At 57.5% G+C, this 22,864-nt stretch carries 19 protein-coding genes and 2 pseudogenes; 11 read left to right on the top strand and 10 right to left on the bottom strand.

Going from position 1 to position 22,864, the window contains the following annotated elements:
• Window positions 1-6: 6 nt before the first annotated feature.
• The 6 genes and pseudogenes from WLO32_RS14005 to WLO32_RS13980 all read right to left on the bottom strand — a co-directional run bounded on the left by WLO32_RS14005 (window position 7) and on the right by WLO32_RS13980 (window position 8,083).
• Window positions 7-1,816 (bottom strand): annotated as a pseudogene (locus WLO32_RS14005) (extracellular solute-binding protein).
• A 131-nt stretch (window positions 1,817-1,947) separates the two neighbouring features.
• On the bottom strand, window positions 1,948-3,534 hold the full coding sequence (locus tag WLO32_RS14000; protein WP_435945664.1) for a cyclic di-GMP phosphodiesterase: 1,587 nt from the start codon (window positions 3,532-3,534) through the stop codon (window positions 1,948-1,950).
• Between the two features lie 236 nt (window positions 3,535-3,770).
• On the bottom strand, window positions 3,771-4,337 hold the full coding sequence (mepS, locus tag WLO32_RS13995; RefSeq protein ID WP_435945663.1) for a bifunctional murein DD-endopeptidase/murein LD-carboxypeptidase: 567 nt from the start codon (window positions 4,335-4,337) through the stop codon (window positions 3,771-3,773).
• 424 nt (window positions 4,338-4,761) lie between these two features.
• Window positions 4,762-5,466 (bottom strand): phosphatase PAP2 family protein, encoded by a 705-nt coding sequence (locus tag WLO32_RS13990; protein ID WP_435948307.1) that lies wholly within the window; start codon window positions 5,464-5,466, stop codon window positions 4,762-4,764.
• A gap of 44 nt (window positions 5,467-5,510) precedes the next feature.
• A complete protein-coding gene (locus tag WLO32_RS13985; protein WP_435945662.1) occupies window positions 5,511-6,491 on the bottom strand; it encodes a CobW family GTP-binding protein in 981 nt (326 codons plus the stop codon).
• A 127-nt stretch (window positions 6,492-6,618) separates the two neighbouring features.
• Window positions 6,619-8,083: pseudogene (locus WLO32_RS13980) on the bottom strand (mannitol dehydrogenase family protein).
• A gap of 212 nt (window positions 8,084-8,295) precedes the next feature.
• Here WLO32_RS13980 and uxuA point away from each other — a divergent pair.
• Window positions 8,296-9,489: a mannonate dehydratase gene (uxuA, locus tag WLO32_RS13975; protein ID WP_435945661.1), complete on the top strand. Its 1,194-nt coding sequence runs from the start codon at window positions 8,296-8,298 to the stop codon at window positions 9,487-9,489.
• Window positions 9,490-9,528: 39 nt separating this feature from the next.
• Here the strand turns inward: uxuA and yeiP are convergent, their stop codons facing one another.
• Window positions 9,529-10,110: an elongation factor P-like protein YeiP gene (gene yeiP / locus WLO32_RS13970; RefSeq protein ID WP_435945660.1), complete on the bottom strand. Its 582-nt coding sequence runs from the start codon at window positions 10,108-10,110 to the stop codon at window positions 9,529-9,531.
• 172 nt (window positions 10,111-10,282) lie between these two features.
• Between yeiP and WLO32_RS13965 the strand changes: the two genes are divergently transcribed.
• Window positions 10,283-10,537 (top strand): YkgJ family cysteine cluster protein, encoded by a 255-nt coding sequence (locus WLO32_RS13965; protein WP_435945659.1) that lies wholly within the window; start codon window positions 10,283-10,285, stop codon window positions 10,535-10,537.
• Here the strand turns inward: WLO32_RS13965 and setB are convergent.
• Window positions 10,534-11,715 carry a sugar efflux transporter SetB gene (setB, locus tag WLO32_RS13960; protein ID WP_435945658.1) on the bottom strand — a complete coding sequence of 394 codons (1,182 nt, stop codon included), beginning with the start codon at window positions 11,713-11,715 and terminating at the stop codon, window positions 10,534-10,536. The genes WLO32_RS13965 and setB overlap by 4 nt on opposite strands.
• A gap of 347 nt (window positions 11,716-12,062) precedes the next feature.
• Here setB and fruB point away from each other — a divergent pair, with 347 nt between their 5' ends.
• The 4 genes from fruB (at window position 12,063) to WLO32_RS13940 (ending at window position 16,814) form a co-directional block, all read left to right on the top strand.
• Window positions 12,063-13,196 carry a fused PTS fructose transporter subunit IIA/HPr protein gene (fruB, locus tag WLO32_RS13955; protein ID WP_435945657.1) on the top strand — a complete coding sequence of 378 codons (1,134 nt, stop codon included), beginning with the start codon at window positions 12,063-12,065 and terminating at the stop codon, window positions 13,194-13,196.
• Complete coding sequence (gene fruK, locus WLO32_RS13950) at window positions 13,193-14,131, top strand: 1-phosphofructokinase (RefSeq protein ID WP_435945656.1); 939 nt, start codon at window positions 13,193-13,195, stop codon at window positions 14,129-14,131. The genes fruB and fruK overlap by 4 nt, the downstream gene beginning before the upstream one ends.
• A gap of 15 nt (window positions 14,132-14,146) precedes the next feature.
• A complete protein-coding gene (fruA, locus tag WLO32_RS13945) occupies window positions 14,147-15,841 on the top strand; it encodes a PTS fructose transporter subunit IIBC (protein WP_435945655.1) in 1,695 nt (564 codons plus the stop codon).
• A gap of 166 nt (window positions 15,842-16,007) precedes the next feature.
• A complete protein-coding gene (locus tag WLO32_RS13940) occupies window positions 16,008-16,814 on the top strand; it encodes a sugar phosphate isomerase/epimerase family protein (protein ID WP_435945654.1) in 807 nt (268 codons plus the stop codon).
• Between the two features lie 43 nt (window positions 16,815-16,857).
• On the opposite strand, the gene nfo is transcribed toward WLO32_RS13940, so the two are convergent.
• Window positions 16,858-17,715 (bottom strand): deoxyribonuclease IV, encoded by an 858-nt coding sequence (gene nfo, locus WLO32_RS13935; protein WP_435945653.1) that lies wholly within the window; start codon window positions 17,713-17,715, stop codon window positions 16,858-16,860.
• A 77-nt stretch (window positions 17,716-17,792) separates the two neighbouring features.
• A complete protein-coding gene (locus WLO32_RS13930) occupies window positions 17,793-18,842 on the bottom strand; it encodes a YeiH family putative sulfate export transporter (protein WP_435945652.1) in 1,050 nt (349 codons plus the stop codon).
• Between the two features lie 103 nt (window positions 18,843-18,945).
• Between WLO32_RS13930 and yieE the strand changes: the two genes are divergently transcribed.
• From yieE to WLO32_RS13905, 5 genes are all read left to right on the top strand, one after another.
• The gene (yieE, locus tag WLO32_RS13925) at window positions 18,946-19,812 is read left to right on the top strand and encodes a DNA-binding transcriptional regulator YeiE (protein WP_271123247.1); all 867 of its coding nucleotides are present in this window, start codon (window positions 18,946-18,948) and stop codon (window positions 19,810-19,812) included.
• 182 nt (window positions 19,813-19,994) lie between these two features.
• Window positions 19,995-20,780 carry a transporter substrate-binding domain-containing protein gene (locus tag WLO32_RS13920; RefSeq protein WP_435948306.1) on the top strand — a complete coding sequence of 262 codons (786 nt, stop codon included), beginning with the start codon at window positions 19,995-19,997 and terminating at the stop codon, window positions 20,778-20,780.
• A gap of 12 nt (window positions 20,781-20,792) precedes the next feature.
• Window positions 20,793-21,458 (top strand): amino acid ABC transporter permease, encoded by a 666-nt coding sequence (locus WLO32_RS13915; protein WP_435945651.1) that lies wholly within the window; start codon window positions 20,793-20,795, stop codon window positions 21,456-21,458.
• Window positions 21,458-22,114, top strand: coding sequence for an amino acid ABC transporter permease (locus WLO32_RS13910; RefSeq protein ID WP_435945650.1), 657 nt, complete (start codon window positions 21,458-21,460; stop codon window positions 22,112-22,114). The genes WLO32_RS13915 and WLO32_RS13910 overlap by 1 nt, the downstream gene beginning before the upstream one ends.
• Window positions 22,095-22,832: an amino acid ABC transporter ATP-binding protein gene (locus WLO32_RS13905; protein WP_435945649.1), complete on the top strand. Its 738-nt coding sequence runs from the start codon at window positions 22,095-22,097 to the stop codon at window positions 22,830-22,832. The genes WLO32_RS13910 and WLO32_RS13905 overlap by 20 nt, the downstream gene beginning before the upstream one ends.
• Window positions 22,833-22,864: the final 32 nt, after the last annotated feature.

The raw sequence follows: 22,864 nt of genomic DNA, 5'->3' as shown, positions 1-22,864 counted from the left end.
TTCCCCTTAGCGCCGCTGCGCAGGCAACTGCGCGGCTTTATTAACGTCATACCACCAGGTATCAAATCCGGATGCGTATAACGGGTGAATCGCAGGCTTTGAGAATTTATTCCACCAGGCGAAACGGTCCGCCGTCATGTACCACATCGGAATCATGTAGAAATTCCAGGTGAGCACGCGGTCGAACGCCCGGCCCAGCGGCAGCAGCTTTTTCTTATCGCCCTGGTTTGCCACGATTTGATCCACAAGTTTATCTATCACCGGACTTTTCACGCCGGGCGCGTTATAGGTGGAGTCCACGTATTCCGAGGCCCAGGAGATCTGCACGTCGGCGCTTGGATAGGGCATTGCGCTGTACAGCGTGGGCATCATATCGTAATCACGGCTGCGCAGACGGTTGGTGAGCTGCGAATTATCAACCTGGCGGATTTCCATCGTAATGCCCAGCCGCTGCAGGTTGTGCTGGAACGGCAGCACCCACTGGGTGTTGCCGGTGGTGCCGATCAGCAGCTCAAAGGTAAAGGGCTTGCCGGTTTTAACGTTCACCAGCTTCTGGTTTTTTAACGTCCACCCGGCCTGCCCGAGCAGGGCCTGCGCTTTTAACAGGTTATCGCGGTCGAAACCGTTGCCGCTGGATTTGGGCGGTTTATAAATAGTGGTAAAGACTTCCGGCGGCAGATCTTTTTTCAGCGGCGCGAGCAGCGTAAGCTCGTCGGCATCCGGGTACGATCGCGCGGCATATTCCGTATTCTGGAAGTAGCTGTTCGGGCGGCTGAAAGCGCCGTAAAACAGCGCCTTATTCATCCACTCAAAGTCAAACGCCAGGCTTACCGCCTCACGAACTTTACGGTCGGCGAATACCGGACGCTGAATATTAAACGCCAGCCAGCGGGTGTCCTGGGCCGCATCGTTTTCCTGCTCTTCTTTGATGATGTAGCGGCTGGCGAAGTTCTTGCCGATATAGCGCGTAGCCCAGTTTTTGGCCGAGCTTTCGGCGCGGAAATCAAAGGCCCCGGCTTTAAAGGCCTCAAAGGCGACGTTGTCGTCCAGATAATAGTCATAGCGGATGGAGTCGAAATTCCAGCGTCCGCGGTTGACCGGCAGATTGGCGGCCCAGTAATCCTTAACCCGTGAATAGGTAATGTACTGCCCCATACGCCAGGCGGTGATTTTGTACGGGCCGCTCGCCGGCGGCGGCGCGGAAAGGGGATCGCTCAGCTTATGCTTCTGCCAGAACTTTTGCGGAAATACCGGTAGCGAAAACAGGCCCAGCATGCGCTCTTTGCTCGGCTGGGCCCAGCTCAATGCGTATGGTCAGCGGAGCGATAGCTTTGACTTTCGCGCCTTTATAAATAAGCCGGAACTGCGGCACGCCCTCGGTCATAAACTTATTGAAGGTAAAAGCGAAGTCCTGCGCGGTAATGGGGGCGCCGTCGTGAAAACGGGCGCGGGGATTAATCTCTATTTCCGCCCAGGCGAAGTTTGCGGGATAGCGCGCCATTTCCGCCACCAGCGGGTAATAGCTTCCCGGTTCGTCATCTGAGGTAGTAAACAGGGAGTCGTAAAGGGTTTCCGTACGCACGCCGGGATTACCGCGCAGCGCGTAGCGGTTGAAGTTATCGAAGGTGCCAATAGCGGAAAGCGTGATGTTGCCGCCCTTGGGGGCCGCGGCGTTAACGTAGTCGAACCGGGTGAAGTTGATGGCGTATTTAGGCTCTCCCAGCACGGCAAAGGAGTAGCTTTCTTTGATGTCTTCCGCCAGGCTACCGGCGGCAAACAGGCCCAGGCAAAACAGAATAATAGCGCGCACAAGCATCAGTCAGGTCAGTCCTTGTTGAAGAGGGCCACCGCGAGAGTCTCACTCCCGAAACGATAAACAGGCCAACAACCTACCGCTTTATAACACCATGAGGGTAAATCATAAGTCAGGCAAGAGTGATTGTGAAATTAATGGCCGTCTTTGCGGGAATTATCGCCAGCCTGCGACCGATCCCAGCTTACCAGCTGCGCCAGGGTTAACGGATGGCTGAAATAGTAGCCCTGCAGGAAATTCACGCCGCGCTCAATCAGCCATTTTGCCTGCTCCTGGGTTTCAACGCCTTCCGCCACGGTGGCCATATTCAGGCGCTTAGCTAAGGTCAGCACCGCGTCGAGCACCGGCGCCGTAACCGTTTCCATGCCGATGGAGTTGACGAAACCGCGGTCGATTTTCAGATAATCCAGCGTGAAGCGCTCCAGGTAAATCAGCGCGCTGTGCCCGGTGCCGAAGTCGTCTATCGCGATTTCAAAGCCCTGCGCCTGCAGCCAGCAGAACAGGCTCATGGCCTCCTTTTCTTTGAGCATATCGCGTTCGGTAATTTCAAAGACGAGGCTGAAATGGCGCGCGGGCAGGGAGGCGGCAAAAGCGAGAATATCCTCTTTAAAAGTCGGCGCGTATAAATGGCTTGGCGCAAGGTTAATGCCGAGCTTCGCCCCGGCGGGCAGCACGGTACGCAGCTGCTGGGCATCCCGGGCGACCAGCGCAAACAAATGCTGTGTTAACGGCACGATAAGCTGCTGCGCTTCGGCAAAGGCGATGAACGCGTCAGGCGGGATGATGCCGGCCGTGGGGTGCTCCCAACGCATCAGCGCCTCGATTCCCTGCATCTCCAGTTTTTGCGCGTCAAACACCGGCTGGTAGGCCACGTAAAACTGCCCGCGTTTTATCCCGGTCAGGATCTCTTTTCCCGGCCGCATACGCACGGACAAAAAGTAACGGCATATCACGCCGCTGAATAAGCCGGAGATAAGACCCGCCAGCAGCGCCAGCTGAATATCCTCCACAGGCCAGAGCTTGCCGTAGAGATAAATCTTTATCGGATAATCGGGAAGGGTGGCGGTGCGGGTAGGATGCGGCGGCAGGGAAGCGGTACTAACGACTTCAGAAGAAAGCGTCGTCAGCGCCCTGTCCCCAACCACAATCGCGATCGACAGGACGTCGTTCTGGCGAGCGGTAAACAGCAGGTAGGGGATCAGGTTTACATTTAGCGTGGTGAAGACGCCGCGTGCTTCTGACGCCGGGTTTTTAAACCACACCGCTATGGTCGGCTTGCCGGGCATCATCGGCGTGCCGGTCATAATAAAGAGGTCGTTATTTTTAGTTAAATCGATGCCGGGAATAAGCGTATACATCGACATATTCAGCGCGCCGGTGGCGGATGAGCAATAGGCTTCGCCGTCGCGAACCAGCACAAAAGCCCGCACGTTGACGTTAAACGCCGCTCTGGAGGTCAGCTCTCTGTTAACGAGCCGGCAGTCGGCCGCCGTCAAGGGCTGAATGCCGTCTGCGGTGGCGTGGAGGTCGTGAAAGAAAGCGCTTAAATAATGGCGAACGTCTTGCGTCAGCACGTCATATCCCACCTCGCGTTTGTGATGCAGCATCAGGCTGGTTAAGCCGCCAAACAGCAAAGCGCCCACAAGGCCGGCCAAAACGCTGAGATAAGCAATTTTCCCCGGCGTGGAAAAGTAGCGCGCAAAAATATTATGTGCAGACATGAAGAGAGTGTTCCTGCTGACGCAGCAGACGCGGGATTTCCGTGCGTTTTTTTCGTCTGGAGCGTAAAAGACCGGGTGCCTTTATATAGTTTCGTGTGGAAATTATAACGATTGTGGAGGCGTTTGGGAAGGGTAAGGTGCTGATATTAAAACGTTTGGCAAAAAATACGCTGCCGGGGCAGCGTATTTTTTTGTCTCTTCGGGCATCCAAGGGAATTAAATGCCGGTAACGAGAATCAACTACGACTTAACACGCGTCGCGCTTCGTTGTAGCGCTTGTTCCAGTACGGCTCGTTCATGCTGGAGATCACTACGCCGCTGCTGGTGGAGGCGTGTACGAACTGGTTATTGCCGATATAGATGCCCACGTGGCGACCGGTAGAACCCGCGCGGAACAGCACTAAATCACCGGTGCGCAGTTTACTGCGTGAAACGGATTTACCCATTTCCTGCTGTTCGTAGGTTGAACGAGGCAGCTCTAAACCAAACTGATCGCGGAAGGTCTGCTGCACGAAGGCAGAACAGTCGATACCTTTTTTGCTGCTACCGCCAAGGCGGTAACGCACGCCTTTCCAGCTAGCATACTGATCCATAAGACGGGACTTCACGTCTACATTACGGACCATTTCTTCGAATTCATCCTGAGAGGCTTGCAGTAAAAAACTGTCTTTATTGCCGACTGCATGCGTCTCAGAATGCATATTTGCTGTGTTTGTCGAACTACATGCTGAGAGCATTACTGCTACAGCAACCGCGGGAATCGCCCGCAAGATATATCTCAAAATAGGCTGAGATTTGACCATTTTGTTTATTTTCCCTTGATGTCCTTAACGATGCTAATCGTTATACAAAAATACCAACGTGAGGAGACTAATTATCTAAGCGCCGCGAAACAATTCCCTCTGGGCAGAAATGTGGTTTAACGCACACTTTATTTCTGTCAGGGAGACATAAGGATTAGCAGCACAAAACGCATCTGAGAGTACCCTATCACCACAGGGATGGCGAGGGGTTTTCGCAGCTTTTTTATAAGAAATTGTGATGTTAAAAGAAGAAAAATAAATTTGTACAAATGTTAGCAAAAAGTGCTGCTTATCTATGCAGGTTCTTCAAATTTCAAGGGAAAAATAATGGTTAATAACCAGGCTATTTTTCCCCAGCTGAAAAAAGCAGCCGGGATCCTGTGCGGATCCCGAATAATTTGCGTTAGGGGATGTTTATTTTATGTTATGAACTTGTTTTATTTTTGCCGGGAAGCGTGCGATTCAGAACGTTAATTAACCCGTCGCTGAGTGGGGTTAATAGCACCCACGGCAGGCCAACCAGCGCTATAGAGAGCGCCCCGACAAATACATCGGTAAACCAGTGTGCGCCAATCATTATGCGCGGCAGGGCAAATACCAGGAAAATAAGCACCGCAATAAAGAACGCTTTTTGACCAAAATAACGCAGCATAAAACCGGTAAAAATGAGCAGCATTAAACCATGGTCGCCGGGGAAGCTGTCTTTCGAGGCGTCCTTGGTCGGGAAATGCAGCAGCTCGCTGACGCGGTGGATATCGGTGAAATAGAGCGTTGGGCTGACGTGGGAAACCGGAATCAAATGACCCAGTTGATTGATCACCACCGCGCTTAGCAGCATCACGATGCCCATAATAACCAGGCGGCGACGGCCGGCGGGCGTTTCGTGCCACCAGAACCAGGCAAACAGCGAGCCCATCGCCAGCAAAGAGATGCCGTCGAATACGCGGTTATTGGTAACGGCGACCAGCACCAGGAAAGCGTGGCTTTTCACCAGCTCTTCATTGAAGAAATGAAAAATACCGGAGTCCAGGGTGAACCAGAATCCATGGTTTTCAGGCAGGTACCAGCTAAAAAACAGCGCCAGGCCCAGGGCGTTCAGTAACACAATCAGCGGTAAGCGAATTTTCATCATGCAGGCTTTATTTATCATCTGACAAGTCGGGGAGGGTAGACTTACAAACTTAAACGTAGCTTCAACAGAGTGCTTTGCAAGCTGTTCCAGTCCGTCTCTTCACTATTTATCAATTCGATACGACTATCCGGCGGCGCGACGTTTTGCGTCTCGATATGCAGGTCGTCGCCCTGACGATTGATACGCACCAGGCCTTCAGCAATGCGCAGCACCCCTTTTACCCGGCTCACCGGCGCAAGCCTTGCCCATTCCAGAATGCCGATGGTGTCGAAAACAGTATCCGCATCGAAGATCCAGCCGCAGGCAAAGTAGCCCTGGCCGCTGTTCACGCTGCGTCTCCAGCGCTGGTGGCCCGGCAGGCTTAATGCGGCAAGCCCGCGGTTAGCGGCGTGAGTATGGCTATGTTCGGCGCTGGCCGGCAGTTCGCGCAGGTTCTGGCGAGGCCTGTCTAACAGGCTGATATCAATCTCCCCTTTTTGCGTCAGCACCACTTCCCGCCCGCTGGCGTGCGCCTGCTGCCAGTCGGCCAGAGCCTGACGGCTTTGGTCATTAGCGCGATCGCTCTTATTGGCGATAACGATATCGGCGGCGGCAAGCTGATCGCGGAAATTGTCATTGTTAACGGCGCGCTCATCAAGCAGCTGGCGAGCGTCGAGCAGGCAGAGCGTAGCCTTAAGGTCGATCCAGGGCTGGTAAACGTCCGCGGTAAGCATGTCGAGGATTTGCTTCGGGTGGCCAAGCCCGGTGGGTTCAATAAGCAGGCGGTCCGGCTTTGCCTGGCGCAGCAGGGTATTTAACCCAACCTGCATCGGCAGTCCGTTTACGCAGCACATACAGCCACCGGGGATCTCCTTGAGCAGCGCGCCGCTGTCGGCCAGCAAAGCGCCGTCAATGCCGACTTCGCCAAACTCATTAACCAGCACCGCCCACTTTTCGTCGCGGGGTTTACTGGCAAGAAGATGCAAAATGGTGGTGGTTTTTCCGCTGCCGAGGAAGCCGGTAATCAGGTTGGTTTTGGTCACTGTCGCTCCGGATAATAGCAATCGCGCTGATGATAATTATCGCTATCCTGAACAACATTTGGAAAAAAATGAAGCCTTAACAGGAGACGTTATTTAACGGCAGCCTGTTAAGGGCATGGATTGTCAATTATCCGATGAGGTCGGCAACGCTCCGGCGGGCGCCTTTGCTGCACAGCTCATCCCATGCGGCGCCAACGCGGCTGACGAAACGCTCATCGGCAGGCAGATCGCTGCCGAAGATTTCAGTCAGGCTCAGCAGGGCGGCAACCCGCTCTTTTTCCGAGGCGTTATCCACCAGCCCTTTAATTTTTTGCGCCAGCGGATCGCGGACGTCGATGGCGTTTCCGGCATCGTCAACCCCGCTGACATAGCGCATCCAGCCCGCGATGCCCAGCGCCAGGCAAGGCCATTCATCTCCCTGCTGCAGGTGCCAGCGCACGCTTTCCAGCATGCGCTGCGGCAGTTTCTGGCTGCCGTCCATCGCGATTTGCCAGGTACGGTGCTGCAACGCGGGGTTGCTAAAGCGCGCTAAAAGATTGTTTGCGTATTGTTGCAGATCGACACCCGTCACGCGCAGTGTCGGCGCCTGTTCCTGCATCATTAGCCGATGCGCCGCGCGGTAGAAACTCTCATCCGCCATGCATTCATTAATGTGCTGATAGCCGGCGAGATAGCCCAGCCAGGCGAGGAAAGAGTGGCTGCCGTTAAGCATGCGCAGCTTCATCTGCTCCCACGGCATCACGTCGTCGACCATCTCAACGCCGGCTTCTTCCCACCGCGGGCGGCCAGCGACGAAATTGTCTTCGATAACCCACTGAATAAAGGGTTCACCGGAGATAGCGCACGGATCTTCAACGCCCAGGGTATCGGTGATTTCCTGCAAGGATTCCGGCGTGGCGGCGGGCACGATACGATCGACCATGGTGCCCGGAAAAGTCACCTGCTCGCCTATCCAGTCGGCCAGCTGCTGGCTGCGTTTTTCCGCCATGCCGATAATGGCATTGCGCACGACGTGACCGTTATCAGGAATGTTATCGCACGAAAGCACGGTAAAAGGACGCAGGGCCGCGCTCGCGGCGGCGGTTTAACGCTTCAACCAGAATTCCCGGCGCCGAATGGGGCGCGCCCGGATTTTGCAGATCGTGAACGATGCGCTCGTTACTGGTATCCAGCCTGCCCGTCGCCGGGTCGATGCAGTAACCCTTTTCGGTCACCGTCAGCGAAACAATGGCCACCTGCGGCTCGCAAAACTTTTCGATAATGGCCTCCAGCCCGTCGAGCTTCGCGTTCAGGCACTCCTTCACGGCGCCGACAATAATAGCCTGATTACCCGCAGGCCCTTTTTCCAGCACGGTATACAGATGATCCTGGGCGCGCAGGGCGCTCATCAGCTTATCGCCGCTAAACAGGCTGATTTCGCAGATGCCCCAGTCGCCGCCCAGCGCGTTAAGCACGCGGTCGGTCAGCAGCGCCTGGTGGGCGCGGTGAAAGGCGCCAAAGCCAAAATGCACGATGCGCGTCTTTAACGCGCTACGGTCGTAACGCGGCTGCTGAATACTGGCCGGCAGGCTGACTGAAGCGATGGTGTTCATAAAATGCAAATCCTGATTAACGAATTAGTAACATGCCTAGTCTAAAGTTATATGACAGCAAATTGAATTGGTGTGCTGGCTTTATCGTTTTAATGTGAGCTGGATCAACCAATTTCGCGGGTAAAATGGATCGTTGCCGGCTTTGTGGTATGGTAGTCGTCAAAGCAATATTGTAGAATTGGTATGACAACTTATTCAATGAGGAACTGGTAATGGAACAAACCTGGCGTTGGTATGGACCGAAAGACCCGGTATCGCTGGATGATGTGCGCCAGGCGGGCGCAACCGGCGTCGTCACCGCTTTGCACCACATTCCAAACGGCGAGGTCTGGCCGGTAGCTGAAATCAAACAGCGCCAGGCCGAGCTCGCGGCGAAAGGGCTGACCTGGTCAGTGGTAGAGAGCATTCCGGTACACGAAGAGATTAAAACCCATACCGGCGACTACGACCGGCATATCGCCAACTATCAGCAGAGCATTCGCAACCTGGCCGCATGCGGCATCGACACCGTCTGCTACAACTTCATGCCGATCCTCGACTGGACCCGCACCGACCTGGAATATGAACTGCCGGACGGCTCAAAAGCCCTGCGTTTTGACCAGATCGCCTTTGCCGCCTTCGAGCTGCATATCCTGCAACGTCCCGGCGCGCAGGCGGACTACAGCGAAGAAGAGCGGCGCCAGGCGCTGGACTACTTCCATAACATGTCCGGGGCGGAAAAAGAGAAGCTGACCCGCAATATCATCGCCGGCTTACCGGGTGCGGAAGAGGGCTATACGCTCGATCGGTTCCGCGCTCGCCTGGCGGAGTATGACGGCATCGACAAAGCGCAGCTGCGTGAAAACATGGCCTACTTCCTGCGCGCGATTGTTGCGGTAGCGGAAGAGGTCGGCGTACGCCTGGCCGTGCACCCGGACGATCCGCCGCGTCCGATCCTCGGCCTGCCGCGCATTGTCTCGACCATTGAAGACATGCAGTGGCTGAAGGAGACGGTCGACAGCATCCATAACGGCTTCACCATGTGCACCGGCTCCTACGGCGTGCGCGCGGACAACGATCTGGTGCGCATGATTGAAACCTTCGGCGATCGCATTCACTTTACCCATCTGCGCGCTACCTGCCGCGAAGAAAACCCGAAAACCTTCCATGAAGGTGCGCATCTGCAGGGCGATGTGGATATGGTGTCGGTGGTGAAGGCGATTCTTACCGAAGAGCAGCGCCGTAAAAACAGCGGCGACTTGCGTCCTATTCCGATGCGCCCGGATCACGGCCACCAGATGCTTGACGATCTGCACAAGAAAACGAACCCCGGCTACTCGGCGATTGGCCGCCTGAAAGGGCTGGCGGAAGTGCGCGGCGTGGAGCTGGCGTTGAAGCAGACGATGTTCCCGGATTTGCTGAAGTAGTTTTCAGCCGCCATAAAAAAACCCGCCGCGGCGGGTTTTTTATTTTCTTAGTCCGCGCGGGCCCATCGAGCGCTTCTCAGCGATATGGATGCGGATCTTCTCGCCGGTCACCATGTATTCCGGCACCTGAATCACAAGGCCGGTGGAAAGGGTGGCGGGCTTGGTGCGGGAGCTTGCGGAAGCGCCTTTAATGCCCGGCGCCGTTTCAACAATTTCCAGATCCACGGTTTGCGGCAGTTCCAGCGCCAGCAGCTGGCCGTCCCAGGTCAGCACCTGCATGTCCGGCATGCCGCCTTCCGGGATGAACTGCAGCTCTTCTTCAATCTGATCTTTGGTGAAGATGTACGGGGTGTAATCTTCTTTATCCATAAATACGTATTCGTTGCCATCGATATAGGAGAAATCAACGAAACGACGGGTCAGGGTAATGGTATCGACGATGTCGTCGCCTTTAAAACGCTCTTCCACCTTCTGTCCGGTGCGGACGTCGGAAAAACGCATTTTATAAAGGGTTGCCGCGCCGCGCGCGCTCGGCGACTGAATGTCGATATCTTTTACAATCAGCAACTTGCCGTTGTAGTTCAGTACCATGCCTTTTTTGACTTCGTTAGCTCTTGCCATCGATGTTTCCTGTAAAAAATTGAGGGGCGAAAATATTGCGACAAATTACTCGCGAGGTGCATTTCAGGCAAGCGGATTTCATCGTCTGTGCGACAAAGTATAAATGAGCATAGTAAAGCCCGCGTGGTACTGATACAGTCCGCCCACAAGCCAGCCCACCGGAGTAATGCTGATGGACTGCCGTCCTGATTGCGGAGCCTGCTGCACCGCGCCTTCTATTTCAAGCCCGATACCCGGCATGCCCAACGGCAAGCCGGCAAACACCCCTTGCGTTCAGCTGGCCGCAGATATGCGCTGCAAAATATTCTTCTCGCCGCTACGCCCGAAAGTCTGCGCGAGCCTGCAGGCCAGCCGCGAGATGTGCTTCACAAATCGGGATCAGGCGATGATATATCTGATTAAACTCGAAGCGGATACCGCGCCTTAAACGTCTTTAATACGCGCCATGCAATAGGCCGTAACGGCTATCATGCCCAGCGCGATAAAAAATACGCTGTGGTAGTTCCAGATTTCAGCAGCCACGCCCGCCAAAGAACCGGCGATAATCCAGCCCACGCGCGTGGTATTGGTGTAAAGCGTGGTGGCGGCTCCCGCCTGGCCCGGCATCAAATCCTGAAAATAAAGCATGCCGATGCCCGCCAGAATGCCGATAAAAATAGCGTTCAGCAGCTGTAAAGCAAGCAGCATGATTTCATTGTGCAGGGTCAGCATGCCGACGTAAAACAGCAGGCCCGCGACGGCCGCAATACGCATCAGCAGGCGCTTACCGAAGCGTTTGGCGTAATAGCCCGCAATCAGCATGGTAGGGATTTCCAGACCGGCGGCCGTCCCCATCATCACCCCCGCCAGCTTCTCCGGCAGATGCAGTTCATTAATGATGTAAAGCGGCATATTGATGATGTACAGGCTGTTGCAGCCCCACATCATGGTGCAGGCGACAAACAGCAGCAGCGCATCGCGGCGGTTGCGGCGCGGGGCTTCAAGCCGGCCGGCCGTAGCCAGCGGCTCTTTGCGCATGGAGGGCAGAAACAGCCACACCATCAGGCTACAAACCACAAACGCAAAGGCCGCGCTGAGATACATGGCGGTGAAGCCGAAACCCAGCGCCAGCGCATAGGCGATTGGCGGGCCGATAACCCAGGCAAGCGACACCTGAGCGCGCAAAATAGAGCTGAACATCACGGCTTCGCGCCCGGTGCGGTCAGCGTGCTCGCGGGCAAGGGCGAACATCTGCGGGTTGGCGGTCGAGCCAAAACTGCTCAGAAACACCCCGACAAACAGCAGGATAAAGTAGTTCCGGTTCCAGGCAAACAGCACGCAGGCCAGTGCGCCGAGCAGGCAGCAGACGAAGATCAGCGACTTGCGGTCGCCTTTACGATCCGAACGCCCGGCCAGAAACTGGCTGACCAGAATGCCGATTACCGCGCTGCCGGTAAAGAAGAAGCCCACCATCGCCGGACGAACGTGCACCTCCTCGGTTAAAAACAGGCTCAGCGTCGGCGTTTGCAGGGCGCCGGCAATGCCGGTTAAAAAAGCTACAATCAAGAAGGCGGAAGAGGTCAGATCGAGAGGCTTACGGGCGGCGGCAACAGGGGTGTTTTGCATGGGCTTGGGATCGGTTAAAAGGGAACGCGCGGAGTTTACGCGCCTCGTCACAAAATAAACAGCCGTTCAAATCAAAAGCGATACAAAAAGCTAAAACGGCGTTCTGATTTCATGCCTTAACCCGCCGGATTTTGCCTTAACGGCGTTCAGCTTTGCCGTTTCGATTAGCAAGGAATGTGCGGAACCTCAAAAATTTGGCAACGAAATGACAACAAAACTTGCCTGATTTTCGGGAAAAACACACACTCCTTGAAACGTTTCAGCGTCGTCTTCGTTTAAAGCCTGAGTGGAGTGACGCTTTTTTTCTCACGCAAGCTGAATCGTTTCAATTCAGCAGGAGAGGAACCATGTTTCAGTTATCTGTGCAGGATATCCACCCGGGGCAGAGCGCCGGGAATAAAGAAGAGGCCATCCGTCAGGTTGCCGCGGCGCTCACGCAGGCGGGTAACGTAAGCGAAGGCTATGTGGACGGGATGCTGGCCCGCGAGCGGCAAACCGCAACCTATCTTGGCAACGGCATCGCCATTCCACACGGCACCACCGATACCCGGGATCTGGTGTTAAAAACCGGCGTTCAGGTTTATCAGTTTCCGCAGGGCGTTGAATGGGCCGAAGGGCAGAAAGCCTACGTCGCCATCGGCATTGCGGCCAGCTCCGACGAACACCTTGGCCTGCTGCGTCAGCTGACGCACGTGCTGAGCGACGATGCGGTGGCCGGGCAGTTAAAAACGGCAACCACCGCCGAAGAGCTGCGCGCGCTGCTGATGGGCGAAAAGCAAAGCCCGGCGCTGCTGTTTGATAACTCGCTTCTTACGCTGGACGTCAACGCGGACGATCTGATGACCCTGCAGGCGTTAAACGCAGGCCGTATCCGGCAGGCCGGCGCCGCCGACGCTTCCTTCGTAAGCCAGGTGGTGTCCAGCAAGCCGCTGTATCTCGGCCAGGGAATCTGGCTTAACGACAGCACCGAGGGCAACCTTGCGAGCGCCGTGGCCATCAGCCGTCCGACCCATACGTTTGAAGCCGAAGGCAAGCCGGTCGCCCTGCTGATGACCGTGGCCGTGGTCGACGACCAGCCGCTGCAGCTGCTTAACCGCCTGAGCGACATGCTGATAAGCAATAAAGCTGAAAACCTGCTGAACGCGGATGCGCCGACTTTGCTGACGCTGCTGACCAGCGATACGGCTACGGCTGAAAACCTGCTGACCGAAGAGTTCACCATCCGCAACGAGCACGGTCTGCACGCGCGCCCGGGCACCGTTCTGGTGAACACCATTAAACAATTTACCAGTGAGATAACCGTGACAAACCTCGATGGTTCCGGCAAGCCGGCCAACGGGCGCAGCCTGATGAAAGTGGTTGCGCTGGGCGTGAAAAAAGGCCACCGCCTGCGCTTTACCGCGCAGGGCGATGACGCGCAGCAGGCGCTGCAGGCGATTGGCGAAGCTATCGCCGCCGGTCTGGGCGAGGGGGCAGCATGACCAGACGCGTAGCTACCATCACCCTTAACCCGGCTTACGATCTTGTTGGTTACACCGCGGAAATTGAACGCGGCGAAGTAAACCTGGTGCGCACCACCGGGCTGCACGCCGCGGGTAAGGGCATCAACGTCGCCAAAGTGCTTAAGGACCTCGGCATCGACGTCACCGTCGGCGGTTTCCTCGGCAAGGACAACCAGGACGGCTTTCAGCAGCTGTTCAGCGAGCTGGGCATTGCCAACCGCTTCCAGGTCGTCCAGGGCCGCACCCGTATTAACGTCAAGCTGACCGAAAAGGACGGCGAGGTCACCGACCTGAACTTCTCCGGCTTTGAGGTGACGCCGGCGGACTGGGAGCGCTTTGTCGCCGACTCCCTGAGCTGGCTTGGCCAGTTCGACATGGTTTGTGTGAGCGGCAGCCTGCCTGCGGGCGTCACGCCGGAAGCCTTCACCGACTGGATGACGCGCCTGCGCAGCCAGTGTCCGTGCATTATCTTCGACAGCAGCCGCGAGGCGCTGGTGGCGGGCCTGAAAGCCGCGCCGTGGCTGGTGAAGCCTAACCGCCGCGAGCTGGAAATCTGGGCCGGCCGCAAGCTGCCGGAAATGAAAGACGTGATTGACGCCGCGCACGCGCTGCGCGAGCAGGGCATCGCCCATGTGGTTATCTCGCTGGGCGCCGAAGGGGCGCTGTGGGTAAACGCGTCGGGCGAATGGATTGCTAAACCGCCGGCCTGCGAGGTTGTCAGCACCGTCGGCGCCGGGGATTCCATGGTCGGCGGCCTGATTTACGGCCTGCTGATGCGTGAGTCCAGCGAGCACACCCTGCGCCTGGCCACGGCCGTCGCCGCGCTGGCGGTAAGCCAGAGCAACGTTGGAATAACAGATCGCACGCAGCTGGCCGCCATGATGGCCCGTGTTGACCTGAAACCGTTTAACTGATTCAGGAGAGGAACCATGAAAACGCTGCTGATTATCGACCCTACGCTTGGACAGGCGCGCGCATACCTCGCGAAAACCCTGCTGGGCGCCGCGGCGCAAAAAGCGCATCTGACGATTACCGATAACCCAAACGAAGCCGAACTGGCTATCGTGGTGGGTGACGCCATTCCTGCGGATAGCGCGCTGAACGGCAAAAATGTCTTTCTCGGCGATATAGACCGCGCGGTGCTGCATCCGGAGCTGTTTTTAAGCGAGGCAAAGGGCAAAGCCAAACCTTACACCGCGCCCGTGGCCGAAGCGGCGGCGGTTGCGGTAGCCAAAGGCCCGAAACGCATCGTTGCGGTCACCGCCTGCCCTACCGGCGTGGCGCATACCTTTATGGCTGCTGAAGCCATTGAAACCGAAGCGAAAAAACGCGGCTGGTGGGTGAAGGTCGAAACCCGCGGCTCCGTCGGCGCAGGCAATGCCATCACCCCTGAAGAAGTGGCTGAAGCGGACCTGGTGCTCGTTGCGGCGGACATCGAAGTGGACCTGGCGAAGTTTGCCGGTAAGCCGATGTACCGTACTTCTACCGGCCTTGCGCTGAAGAAAACCGCCCAGGAGCTGGATAAAGCCGTGGCTGAAGCCAGACCTTACGAAGCGACAGGACAAAGCGCTGCCGCCGCGAAGGAAGGCAAAAAAGAGAGCGCGGGCGCCTATCGCCACCTGCTGACCGGCGTCTCCTATATGCTGCCGATGGTGGTGGCGGGCGGGCTGTGTATCGCGCTTTCCTTCGCGTTCGGTATCGAAGCCTTTAAAGTGCCGGGCACGCTTGCCGCGGCGCTGATGCAAATCGGCGGCGGCTCAGCCTTTGCGCTGATGGTGCCGGTGCTGGCGGGCTATATCGCCTTCTCCATCGCCGACCGTCCGGGCCTGACGCCGGGCCTGATCGGCGGTATGTTAGCGGTGAGCACGGGTTCCGGCTTTATCGGCGGCATCATCGCCGGCTTCCTTGCGGGTTACGTGGCGAAAGCCATCAGCACTAAGCTGAAGCTGCCGCCGAGCATGGAAGCCCTGAAGCCAATCCTGATCATTCCGCTGATTTCCAGCCTGATCGTCGGCCTGGCGATGATCTATCTGATTGGCACGCCGGTTGCGAAAATCCTTGAGGGCCTGACCCACTGGCTGCAAACCATGGGCACCGCTAACGCGGTTCTGCTGGGTGCAATCCTCGGCGGCATGATGTGCACCGACATGGGCGGTCCGGTGAACAAAGCGGCGTACGCCTTTGGCGTCGGCCTGCTGAGCACCCAGACCTACGCGCCAATGGCGGCCATTATGGCGGCGGGCATGGTTCCACCGCTGGCGCTGGGTCTGGCGACGCTCGTTGCCCGTCGTAAATTCGACAAGGCGCAGCAGGAGGGCGGCAAAGCGGCGCTGGTGCTCGGCCTGTGCTTTATCACCGAAGGGGCGATTCCTTTCGCGGCCCGCGACCCGATGCGCGTACTGCCCTGCTGTATCGTTGGCGGCGCGGTGACCGGTGCAATCTCCATGGCCGTTGGCGCGAAGCTGATGGCGCCGCACGGCGGCCTGTTCGTTCTGCTGATTCCTGGCGCCATTACGCCGGTGCTGGGCTACCTGATTGCCATTGTGGCGGGTACGCTGCTGGCCGGTCTGTCGTACGCCTTCCTGAAGCGCCCGGAAGGGGAGCTGGCCGCAAAAGCCGCTTAATCTCCAGGACCGCTAAGCTTTACCTCAACGCCTCCGGCCAGACCGGGGGCGTTTTGCTTTCCAGCTGCGCAAAGCTTCACTTACAGCCTGAATTAACCTTTGAAGGTTGCCTGATGAACCATATGGTTCAAACTTAGCTTATCGTCAGTCAGCCTCAGAGGAATATATGCAGCGTTCAATAGCCACAGTTTCCGTTGCCGGTACGTTGCCCGAAAAGCTTCGCGCCATAGCCAATGCGGGTTTCCGTGGCGTGGAAATCTTCGAACCCGATCTGCAGGCCTGGGAAGGCGGCGCCCGCGATATCGCGCGGCTTGCTGCCAGCCTCGATCTGCAAATCCTGCTCTACCAGCCGTTTCGTAACTTCGAGGGGATGCCTGCGGAAGATTTGGCGGCAAATATGGAGCGCGCGCGTAGAACTTTTGCCACCATGCAGCAGCTGGGCTGCGAACAGCTGCTGCTGTGCAGCAACGTTGACGAGCGCGCCAGCGCAGACCGTCACCGGCAGGCTGAAGATCTGGCGAAAATAGCCGACCTTGCCCGGCAGCACGGCATAAGAATCGGTTTTGAAGCGCTGGCCTGGGGCAGGCATATTCGACGTTACTCCCAGGCCTGGGATCGCGTAAAAGCCGTCGATCATCCGTCGTTAGGGCTGGTGCTGGACAGTTTTCACGTGCTGTCTACCGGAGACGAGCTGCGGCTTGCAGATATACCGCTGGAGAAGATCTTTTTTGTGCAGCTGGCTGACGCGCCGCGCAAAGATCTCGACGTGCAGGAGTGGAGCAGGCGCTTTCGTTGTTTCCCCGGCACGGGCGATCTGCCGGTGCCCGCCTTTGCCCGCGCATTGCTGGATAAAGGCTATCGCGGCCCCTGGTCGCTTGAGATCTTCAACGAGGAGTACCAGACCGCGCCGGCGGAAAATATTGCTAAGGCCGGGTTCGAGTCTTTCGGCTGGCTGGAAGAGAAGCTTAGCTAAAGCGCGCAGGCGGATAAGCTTAAGCGCCATCCGCCATAACGCGTTACGCGGCGGTTTCCTGACGCTGCTGGGCTTTCAGCCAGGCGATTTCTTCCGCCCAGATATCCGGATTGGTGGTTTCCAGAATCAGCGGAATGCCGTTAAAACGGTCGTCGCGCATAATCCAGCTGAAGGGCGCGTGGCCGATATTGCCCTCGCCGAGACTGTTATGACGGTCGACGCGGCTGGCAAAGGCGCTTTTTGCATCGTTAAGGTGCATGCCGCGCAGGTATTTAAAGCCGACGATCCTTTCGAACTCGCTAAAGGTTTTTTCGCATTCTTCTTCGGTGCGTAAATCATAGCCTGCCGCAAACGCGTGACAGGTATCGATGCACACACCGACGCGCGATTTGTCCTCGACGCCGTCGATAATCGCTGCCAGATGCTCAAAGCGGAAGCCCAGGTTGCTGCCCTGGCCCGCGGTGTTCTCAATCACCGCCGTTACGCCCCGGGTTTTATCAAGCGCCACGTTAATGGACTGGGCGATCTTCGCCAGGCACTCTTCTTCTGAGATCTGCTTGAGGTGGCTGCCGGGATGGAAGTTCAGCAGCGTCAGCCCGAGCTGTTCGCAGCGCTGCATCTCGTCAATAAAGGCCTCGCGGGACTTTTCCAGCGCCTCTGTGACCGGGTGCCCAAGGTTAATCAGATAGCTGTCGTGGGGCAGGATCTGGCCCGGCGCGTATTGATACTTTTCGCAGGCGCGTTTGAAACTGCTGATAACTTCTTGGGTCAGCGGGGCGGCCCGCCATTGACGCTGGTTTTTCGTGAACAGGGCAAACGCGGTGGCTTGCAGCTCGTGGGCGCGAATGGCGGCGTTTTCCAGCCCGCCCGAGGCGCTAACGTGCGCTCCAATAAACTTCATCTTTTCGTCTCCTGTCAAAACCCGCTACCGGGAAAGCGACAATGATAGCGGGTTAACAGGAATATTTCCGTTCCAGATTATGCCAGCAGATGGTGGACGCCGAGGTTAATCGCGCCGCCGCCGATAATCAGCCAGACAAACAGCACCAGCGCCATCAGTAAAGGACGCACGCCGGCTTTTTTCAGCGCGCCGATGTGGGTGGTTAAACCCAGCGCCGCCATCGCCATCGCCAGCAGGAAGGTATCCAGCGTCACCAGCGCGTTGACCAGCGGGTTAGGCAGCAGATGGAACGAGTTAACTATCGCCACCAGGATAAACAGCACCGCAAACCATGGAATGGCGATTTTGCCCGTCCGTGACGCGCCCGCCGGAGCAAGCTGTTTGATTCTTGCCGCCAGCAAGATCAGGAACGGCGCCAGCATCATCACGCGCAGCATTTTGGCGATCACCGCCGCATTTTCCGTTTCCGGGCTGATGGCGTGGCCGGCGGCCACAACCTGCGCGACCTCATGCATGGTTGAACCGGCGTAAATCCCGAATGCTTCCGGCGTGAACCAGTGGGCGACAAGGGGATAAATCATCGGATAGATGAAGATCGCCAGCGTGCCGAAGATAACCACGGTCGCCACGGCGACGGTCACCTTGCTGGCTTCGGCCTTAACAACCGGCTCGGTGGCAAGAATAGCCGCCGCGCCGCAGATGCTGCTGCCCGCGCCAATCAGCCAGCTGGTTTGTTTATCCAGGCCGAACATTTTTTGGCCCAGCACGCAGGCCAGCATAAAGGTACTGGTTAAGGTCAGCATATCGATAATCAGCCCGCTTGCGCCCACGTCGGCAATTTGCGAAAACGTCAGGCGGAAGCCATAAAGAATAATCCCCAGCCTTAATAAATGCTGTTTGGCGAACAGTACGCCGTCGTCGCACTGCCGTGAAATGTTTGGGTACAGGGTGTTGCCGACGATCATTCCGCACAGGATGGCGAGCGTCAGCGCGCCCAGGCCGAGTCCGGCAACGGCCGGAATATCGCCCAGCCAGAGTGCCAGCGCGGTAATAGCGCCTGATAGCGCCAGCCCCGGCAGAAGATGCCGCGGGGCGTGGCGGTGAGCGGGAACGGTAAGTTCAGTCATAACCTTCTCCTTTGTGATGGCCAAAGGTTAAGGCCGGCTGGTTTAAAAATAAAATTGATTATATATTTATAATCAATCTGAATAAGTAATAAGACAGGTTTTTATGCATATCACCCTACGGCAGCTTGAAGTGTTCGCCGAAGTCTTAAAAAGCGGCTCCACCACCCAGGCCTCGCAGATGCTTGCGCTCTCCCAGTCGGCGGTGAGCGCGGCGCTTGCCGACCTTGAAGGGCAGCTTGGCGTTCAGCTTTTCGATCGCGTCGGTAAGCGACTGGTCATCAACGAGCACGGACGTTTGCTCTATCCGCGCGTGGTCGGGCTGCTGGAGCAGGCGGGTGAAATAGAACAGCTGTTCCGCGAAGACAACGGCGCAATCCGCGTTTACGCCAGCAGCACCATCGGCAACTACATTCTGCCGGCGATGATCGCCCGCTACCGCCGTGATTTTCCGTCCTTGCCGCTGGAAATGAGCGTGGGCAACAGCCAGGACGTGATTAACGCCGTGGCGGATTTTCGCGTGGATATCGGTCTTATCGAAGGCCCGAGCCATATGACCGAGCTGGTAACCGAGCCGTGGCTGGAGGACGAGCTGGTGGTGTTTGCCGCGCCTTCGGCGCCGCTGCTGTCAAAACCCGTCACCCTGGAGTCGCTGGCCGCCCAGCAGTGGATCCTGCGTGAGAAAGGCTCGGGCACGCGTGAAATCGTCGACTATCTTCTGCTCTCCCATCTGCCGCAGTTCCATCTGGGCATGGAGCTTGGCAATTCGGAAGCGATAAAGCACGCCGTTCGCCACGGGCTTGGGATTAGCTGCCTTTCGCGCAGGGTAATCGAAGAGCAGCTGGAAACCGGCTCGCTGGTCGAAGTCGCCGTGCCGCTGCCGCGCCTGGTGCGCACCCTGTACCGCATTCATCACCGACAAAAGCATATCTCTAACGCCCTGCAGCGTTTCCTGCGCTACTGCGAAGCCTGATGCACTAAAAAATGGCGGCGGCACCTTATTGGGGGGCCGCCGCGAGGCAGCGTCGCGTCACGGCAGAGCACAATTTCCCGCTGGGCAAGAAAATATCTCCGCGCGCCTCGTTGGCACATTAGTTGCAAATTTGAATCTAAAGAATCTTTTGTTTCAATCAGGCGACGAGGCTGCACATGACGATGAAAAAATGGTTGTTCACTTTAGTTGGCGCAACGGTGCTGCTGGCCCAGGCCGGGGCGGCGATGGCGGATCGGCTGCAGGATATAGAAAAGCGCGGCGTGCTGCGCGTGGCGGTGCCGCAGGATTTTCCGCCCTTTGGCTCGGTGGGTACCGACCTGCAGCCCCAGGGTTACGATATCGATATGGCGGCCCTGCTTGCCAGGGGCATGAAGGTCAGGCTGGAGCTGGTGCCGGTGACCAGCGCCAACCGCGTGCCGTATCTGCAAACCAATAAGGTGGATTTGGTTATCTCAAGCCTTGGTAAAAACGCCGAGCGCGAAAAAGTAATCGACTTCAGCCGCGCCTACGCTCCGTTCTTCCTCGGGGTCTTCGGCCCGAAGGAGAGCGCCCTGAGCGATGCTAAAGACCTGGGCGGCAAATCCGTGGGCGTAACGCGCGGCGCGGTGGAGGATATGGTGCTAAGCGACCTTGCTCCGAAGGACGCGCAGGTCAAACGCTACGAAGACAACAACACCACTATTTCCGCTTACCTGTCCGGCCAGGTGCAGTACCTTGCCACCGGCAACCTCGTGGTGGCGGCTATCGCCCGGCAGAATCCGGCAAAAGCGCCGGTCAGCAAGTTTATGCTGCAGGATTCGCCGTGCTTTATCGGGCTGAAGAAAGGCGAGCCGGCGCTGAAGGCGAAAGTGGACGAGCTTATCGACGCCGCGCTCAAAGACAACTCCCTCAACACGATGTCGCAGAAATGGATGCACGCGCCGCTGCCTGCCAGCATTGCGCTTTGAGGTGCGACAACGATGATCGCGCAACTTGATTTTGCCGCGCTGCTGCCATACTGGCCGCAGCTGCTCTCCGGGCTGTGGACCACGCTGACCTTAACCGCGCTGGCGACCGTGGGCGGCATCGCTATCGGGGTTACCGGCGCTGCGATCCGCAGCGGCAAGCCGGGTCCGCTGAGCCTGGTATGGGGCGGCTACGTTGAGCTTATCCGCAATACGCCGTTCGTGGTGCAGCTGTTCTTTATCGTCTTCGGCCTGCCGGGGCTGGGGCTGAAGATGACCGCCGGCCAGGCGGCGCTGCTTGCCATGCTGGTGAACCTTGGCGCGTACAGCACCGAGATTGTGCGCGCCGGTATCCAGGTGACGCCAAAAGGGCAGTGGGAAGCGGCGCGGGTGCTGGGGCTTACCCGCAGCCAGACCTTTATGCGCGTGGTGCTCCCGCCCGCGCTGAAGCGTATTTATCCGGCGCTGGTCAGCCAGTGCATCATCGTGATGCTCGGCTCGTCGGTGGTTTCCCAGGTTTCCTATGAGGAGCTGACGTTTATGGCCAACCTGATCCAGTCGCGCACCTTCCTGAGCTTTGAGGTCTATCTGGTGACCACGCTGCTGTATCTCGCCCTGTCGCTGCTGATGCGCCAGGCGCTGCTTGCCGCCGGGCGAAAATGGTTAGGGAGTGACGCCTGATGATGAGTTTTACCGACTGGGATATCGTGCGCAACCTGCTGCTGGCGGCGCGCTGGACCGTGCTGCTGTCGCTGATCGCCTTCTTCTGCGGCACGCTGGTTACGCTGCCGCTCCTGCTGCTGCGCATCAGCCGCTGGAGAGGGCCGAAGCGCCTGATTAGCGGCTATGTGGCGCTGTTTCAGGGCACGCCTTTGCTGATGCAGCTTTTCCTCGCTTTCTTCGGCATCGCGCTGTTCGGCATAGACGTCAGCCCCTGGACCGCGGCGACGCTGGCCCTGACCCTGTTTACCAGCGCCTTTTTGCTGGATATCTGGTACGGCAGCCTGCGCGCGTTGCCGAAAGGGCAGTGGGAAGCGTGCCGCTGCCTCGGGCTGAGTTTCGGCCAGACGCTGTTGCGGGTGATAGCTCCCCAGGCGCTGCGCATCGCCATCGCGCCGACGGTGGGATTTTCAGTGCAGGTGATTAAAGGCACCGCGCTGGCTTCCATTATCGGCTTCGTCGAGCTGACCAAAGCCGGCACCATGCTAAACAACGCCACCTTCGAGCCGTTTAAGGTTTTCGGCCTGGTGGCGTTGGGCTATTTCCTGCTGTGTTATCCGCTGTCGCGCTACAGCCGCTACCTGGAGAAAAAGTTTCATGCCGCTCATCACCATTAACGATGTTCAGAAATTCTACGGCGAAAACCACGTCCTGAAAGGCGTGAGTCTCGATATTGAAATGGGCGAGGTGGTGTCCATCATCGGCCGCAGCGGCTCCGGCAAAAGCACGCTTTTGCGCTGCATGAACGGGCTGGAAGGCTATCAGGACGGCAGCATCAAACTTGGCGGGATGACCATTACCGACCGGGAATCCCAGGCGCGGGAGATTAGCCGATCGGTAGGGATGGTATTTCAAAGCTTTAATCTGTTCCCGCATATGACGGCGCTGGAAAACGTGATGCTGGCGCCGCGCCGGGTATTAAAGAAAAGCGCCGCCGAATGCCGCGAGCTGGCGGCGGAGATGCTCAATAAAGTCGGGCTTGGCGAGCGCGTCGATTACTATCCGGCCAGCCTTTCGGGCGGCCAGCAGCAGCGCGTGGCCATCGCCCGGGCGCTGGCGATGAAGCCGAAGGTTCTGCTGTGCGATGAAATCACCTCGGCGCTGGATCCGGAACTGGTGGGCGAGGTGCTGAAAGTGCTGGAACAGCTGGCGGCGGAAGGCATGACGCTGATTCTGGTGACGCACGAAATGAACTTCGCCCGGGAAGTTGGCGATCGCGTGGTCTTTATGCACCAGGGGAAAGTGTGGGAGCAGGGCGAGAGCAAATCGTTCTTCGCCAGCCCGCGCACCCAGGAGCTACAGCAGTTTATCTCGTCCGTTCGCGGACTCGGTTAACCCCTCACCGCCTGCCGGTTTAGCCGGACAGG

The organism is Dryocola mayonis, from assembly GCF_051307045.1.
Taxonomy (GTDB): Bacteria; Pseudomonadota; Gammaproteobacteria; order Enterobacterales; family Enterobacteriaceae; genus Dryocola.
The sequence above is the reverse complement of the archived record's forward strand: the minus strand, read 5'-3'. Positions and strand labels throughout refer to the sequence as shown.

Coding starts and splice junctions, on each gene's coding strand:
- WLO32_RS14000 (WP_435945664.1), bottom strand. CDS start 3,534: ATGTCTGCACATAATATTTTTGCGCGCTACTTTTCCACGCCGGGGAAA.
- mepS (WP_435945663.1), bottom strand. CDS start 4,337: ATGGTCAAATCTCAGCCTATTTTGAGATATATCTTGCGGGCGATTCCC.
- WLO32_RS13990 (WP_435948307.1), bottom strand. CDS start 5,466: ATGAAAATTCGCTTACCGCTGATTGTGTTACTGAACGCCCTGGGCCTG.
- uxuA (WP_435945661.1), top strand. CDS start 8,296: ATGGAACAAACCTGGCGTTGGTATGGACCGAAAGACCCGGTATCGCTG.
- yeiP (WP_435945660.1), bottom strand. CDS start 10,110: ATGGCAAGAGCTAACGAAGTCAAAAAAGGCATGGTACTGAACTACAAC.
- WLO32_RS13965 (WP_435945659.1), top strand. CDS start 10,283: ATGGACTGCCGTCCTGATTGCGGAGCCTGCTGCACCGCGCCTTCTATT.
- setB (WP_435945658.1), bottom strand. CDS start 11,715: ATGCAAAACACCCCTGTTGCCGCCGCCCGTAAGCCTCTCGATCTGACC.
- fruB (WP_435945657.1), top strand. CDS start 12,063: ATGTTTCAGTTATCTGTGCAGGATATCCACCCGGGGCAGAGCGCCGGG.
- fruK (WP_435945656.1), top strand. CDS start 13,193: ATGACCAGACGCGTAGCTACCATCACCCTTAACCCGGCTTACGATCTT.
- fruA (WP_435945655.1), top strand. CDS start 14,147: ATGAAAACGCTGCTGATTATCGACCCTACGCTTGGACAGGCGCGCGCA.
- WLO32_RS13940 (WP_435945654.1), top strand. CDS start 16,008: ATGCAGCGTTCAATAGCCACAGTTTCCGTTGCCGGTACGTTGCCCGAA.
- nfo (WP_435945653.1), bottom strand. CDS start 17,715: ATGAAGTTTATTGGAGCGCACGTTAGCGCCTCGGGCGGGCTGGAAAAC.
- WLO32_RS13930 (WP_435945652.1), bottom strand. CDS start 18,842: ATGACTGAACTTACCGTTCCCGCTCACCGCCACGCCCCGCGGCATCTT.
- yieE (WP_271123247.1), top strand. CDS start 18,946: ATGCATATCACCCTACGGCAGCTTGAAGTGTTCGCCGAAGTCTTAAAA.
- WLO32_RS13920 (WP_435948306.1), top strand. CDS start 19,995: ATGAAAAAATGGTTGTTCACTTTAGTTGGCGCAACGGTGCTGCTGGCC.
- WLO32_RS13915 (WP_435945651.1), top strand. CDS start 20,793: ATGATCGCGCAACTTGATTTTGCCGCGCTGCTGCCATACTGGCCGCAG.
- WLO32_RS13910 (WP_435945650.1), top strand. CDS start 21,458: ATGATGAGTTTTACCGACTGGGATATCGTGCGCAACCTGCTGCTGGCG.
- WLO32_RS13905 (WP_435945649.1), top strand. CDS start 22,095: ATGCCGCTCATCACCATTAACGATGTTCAGAAATTCTACGGCGAAAAC.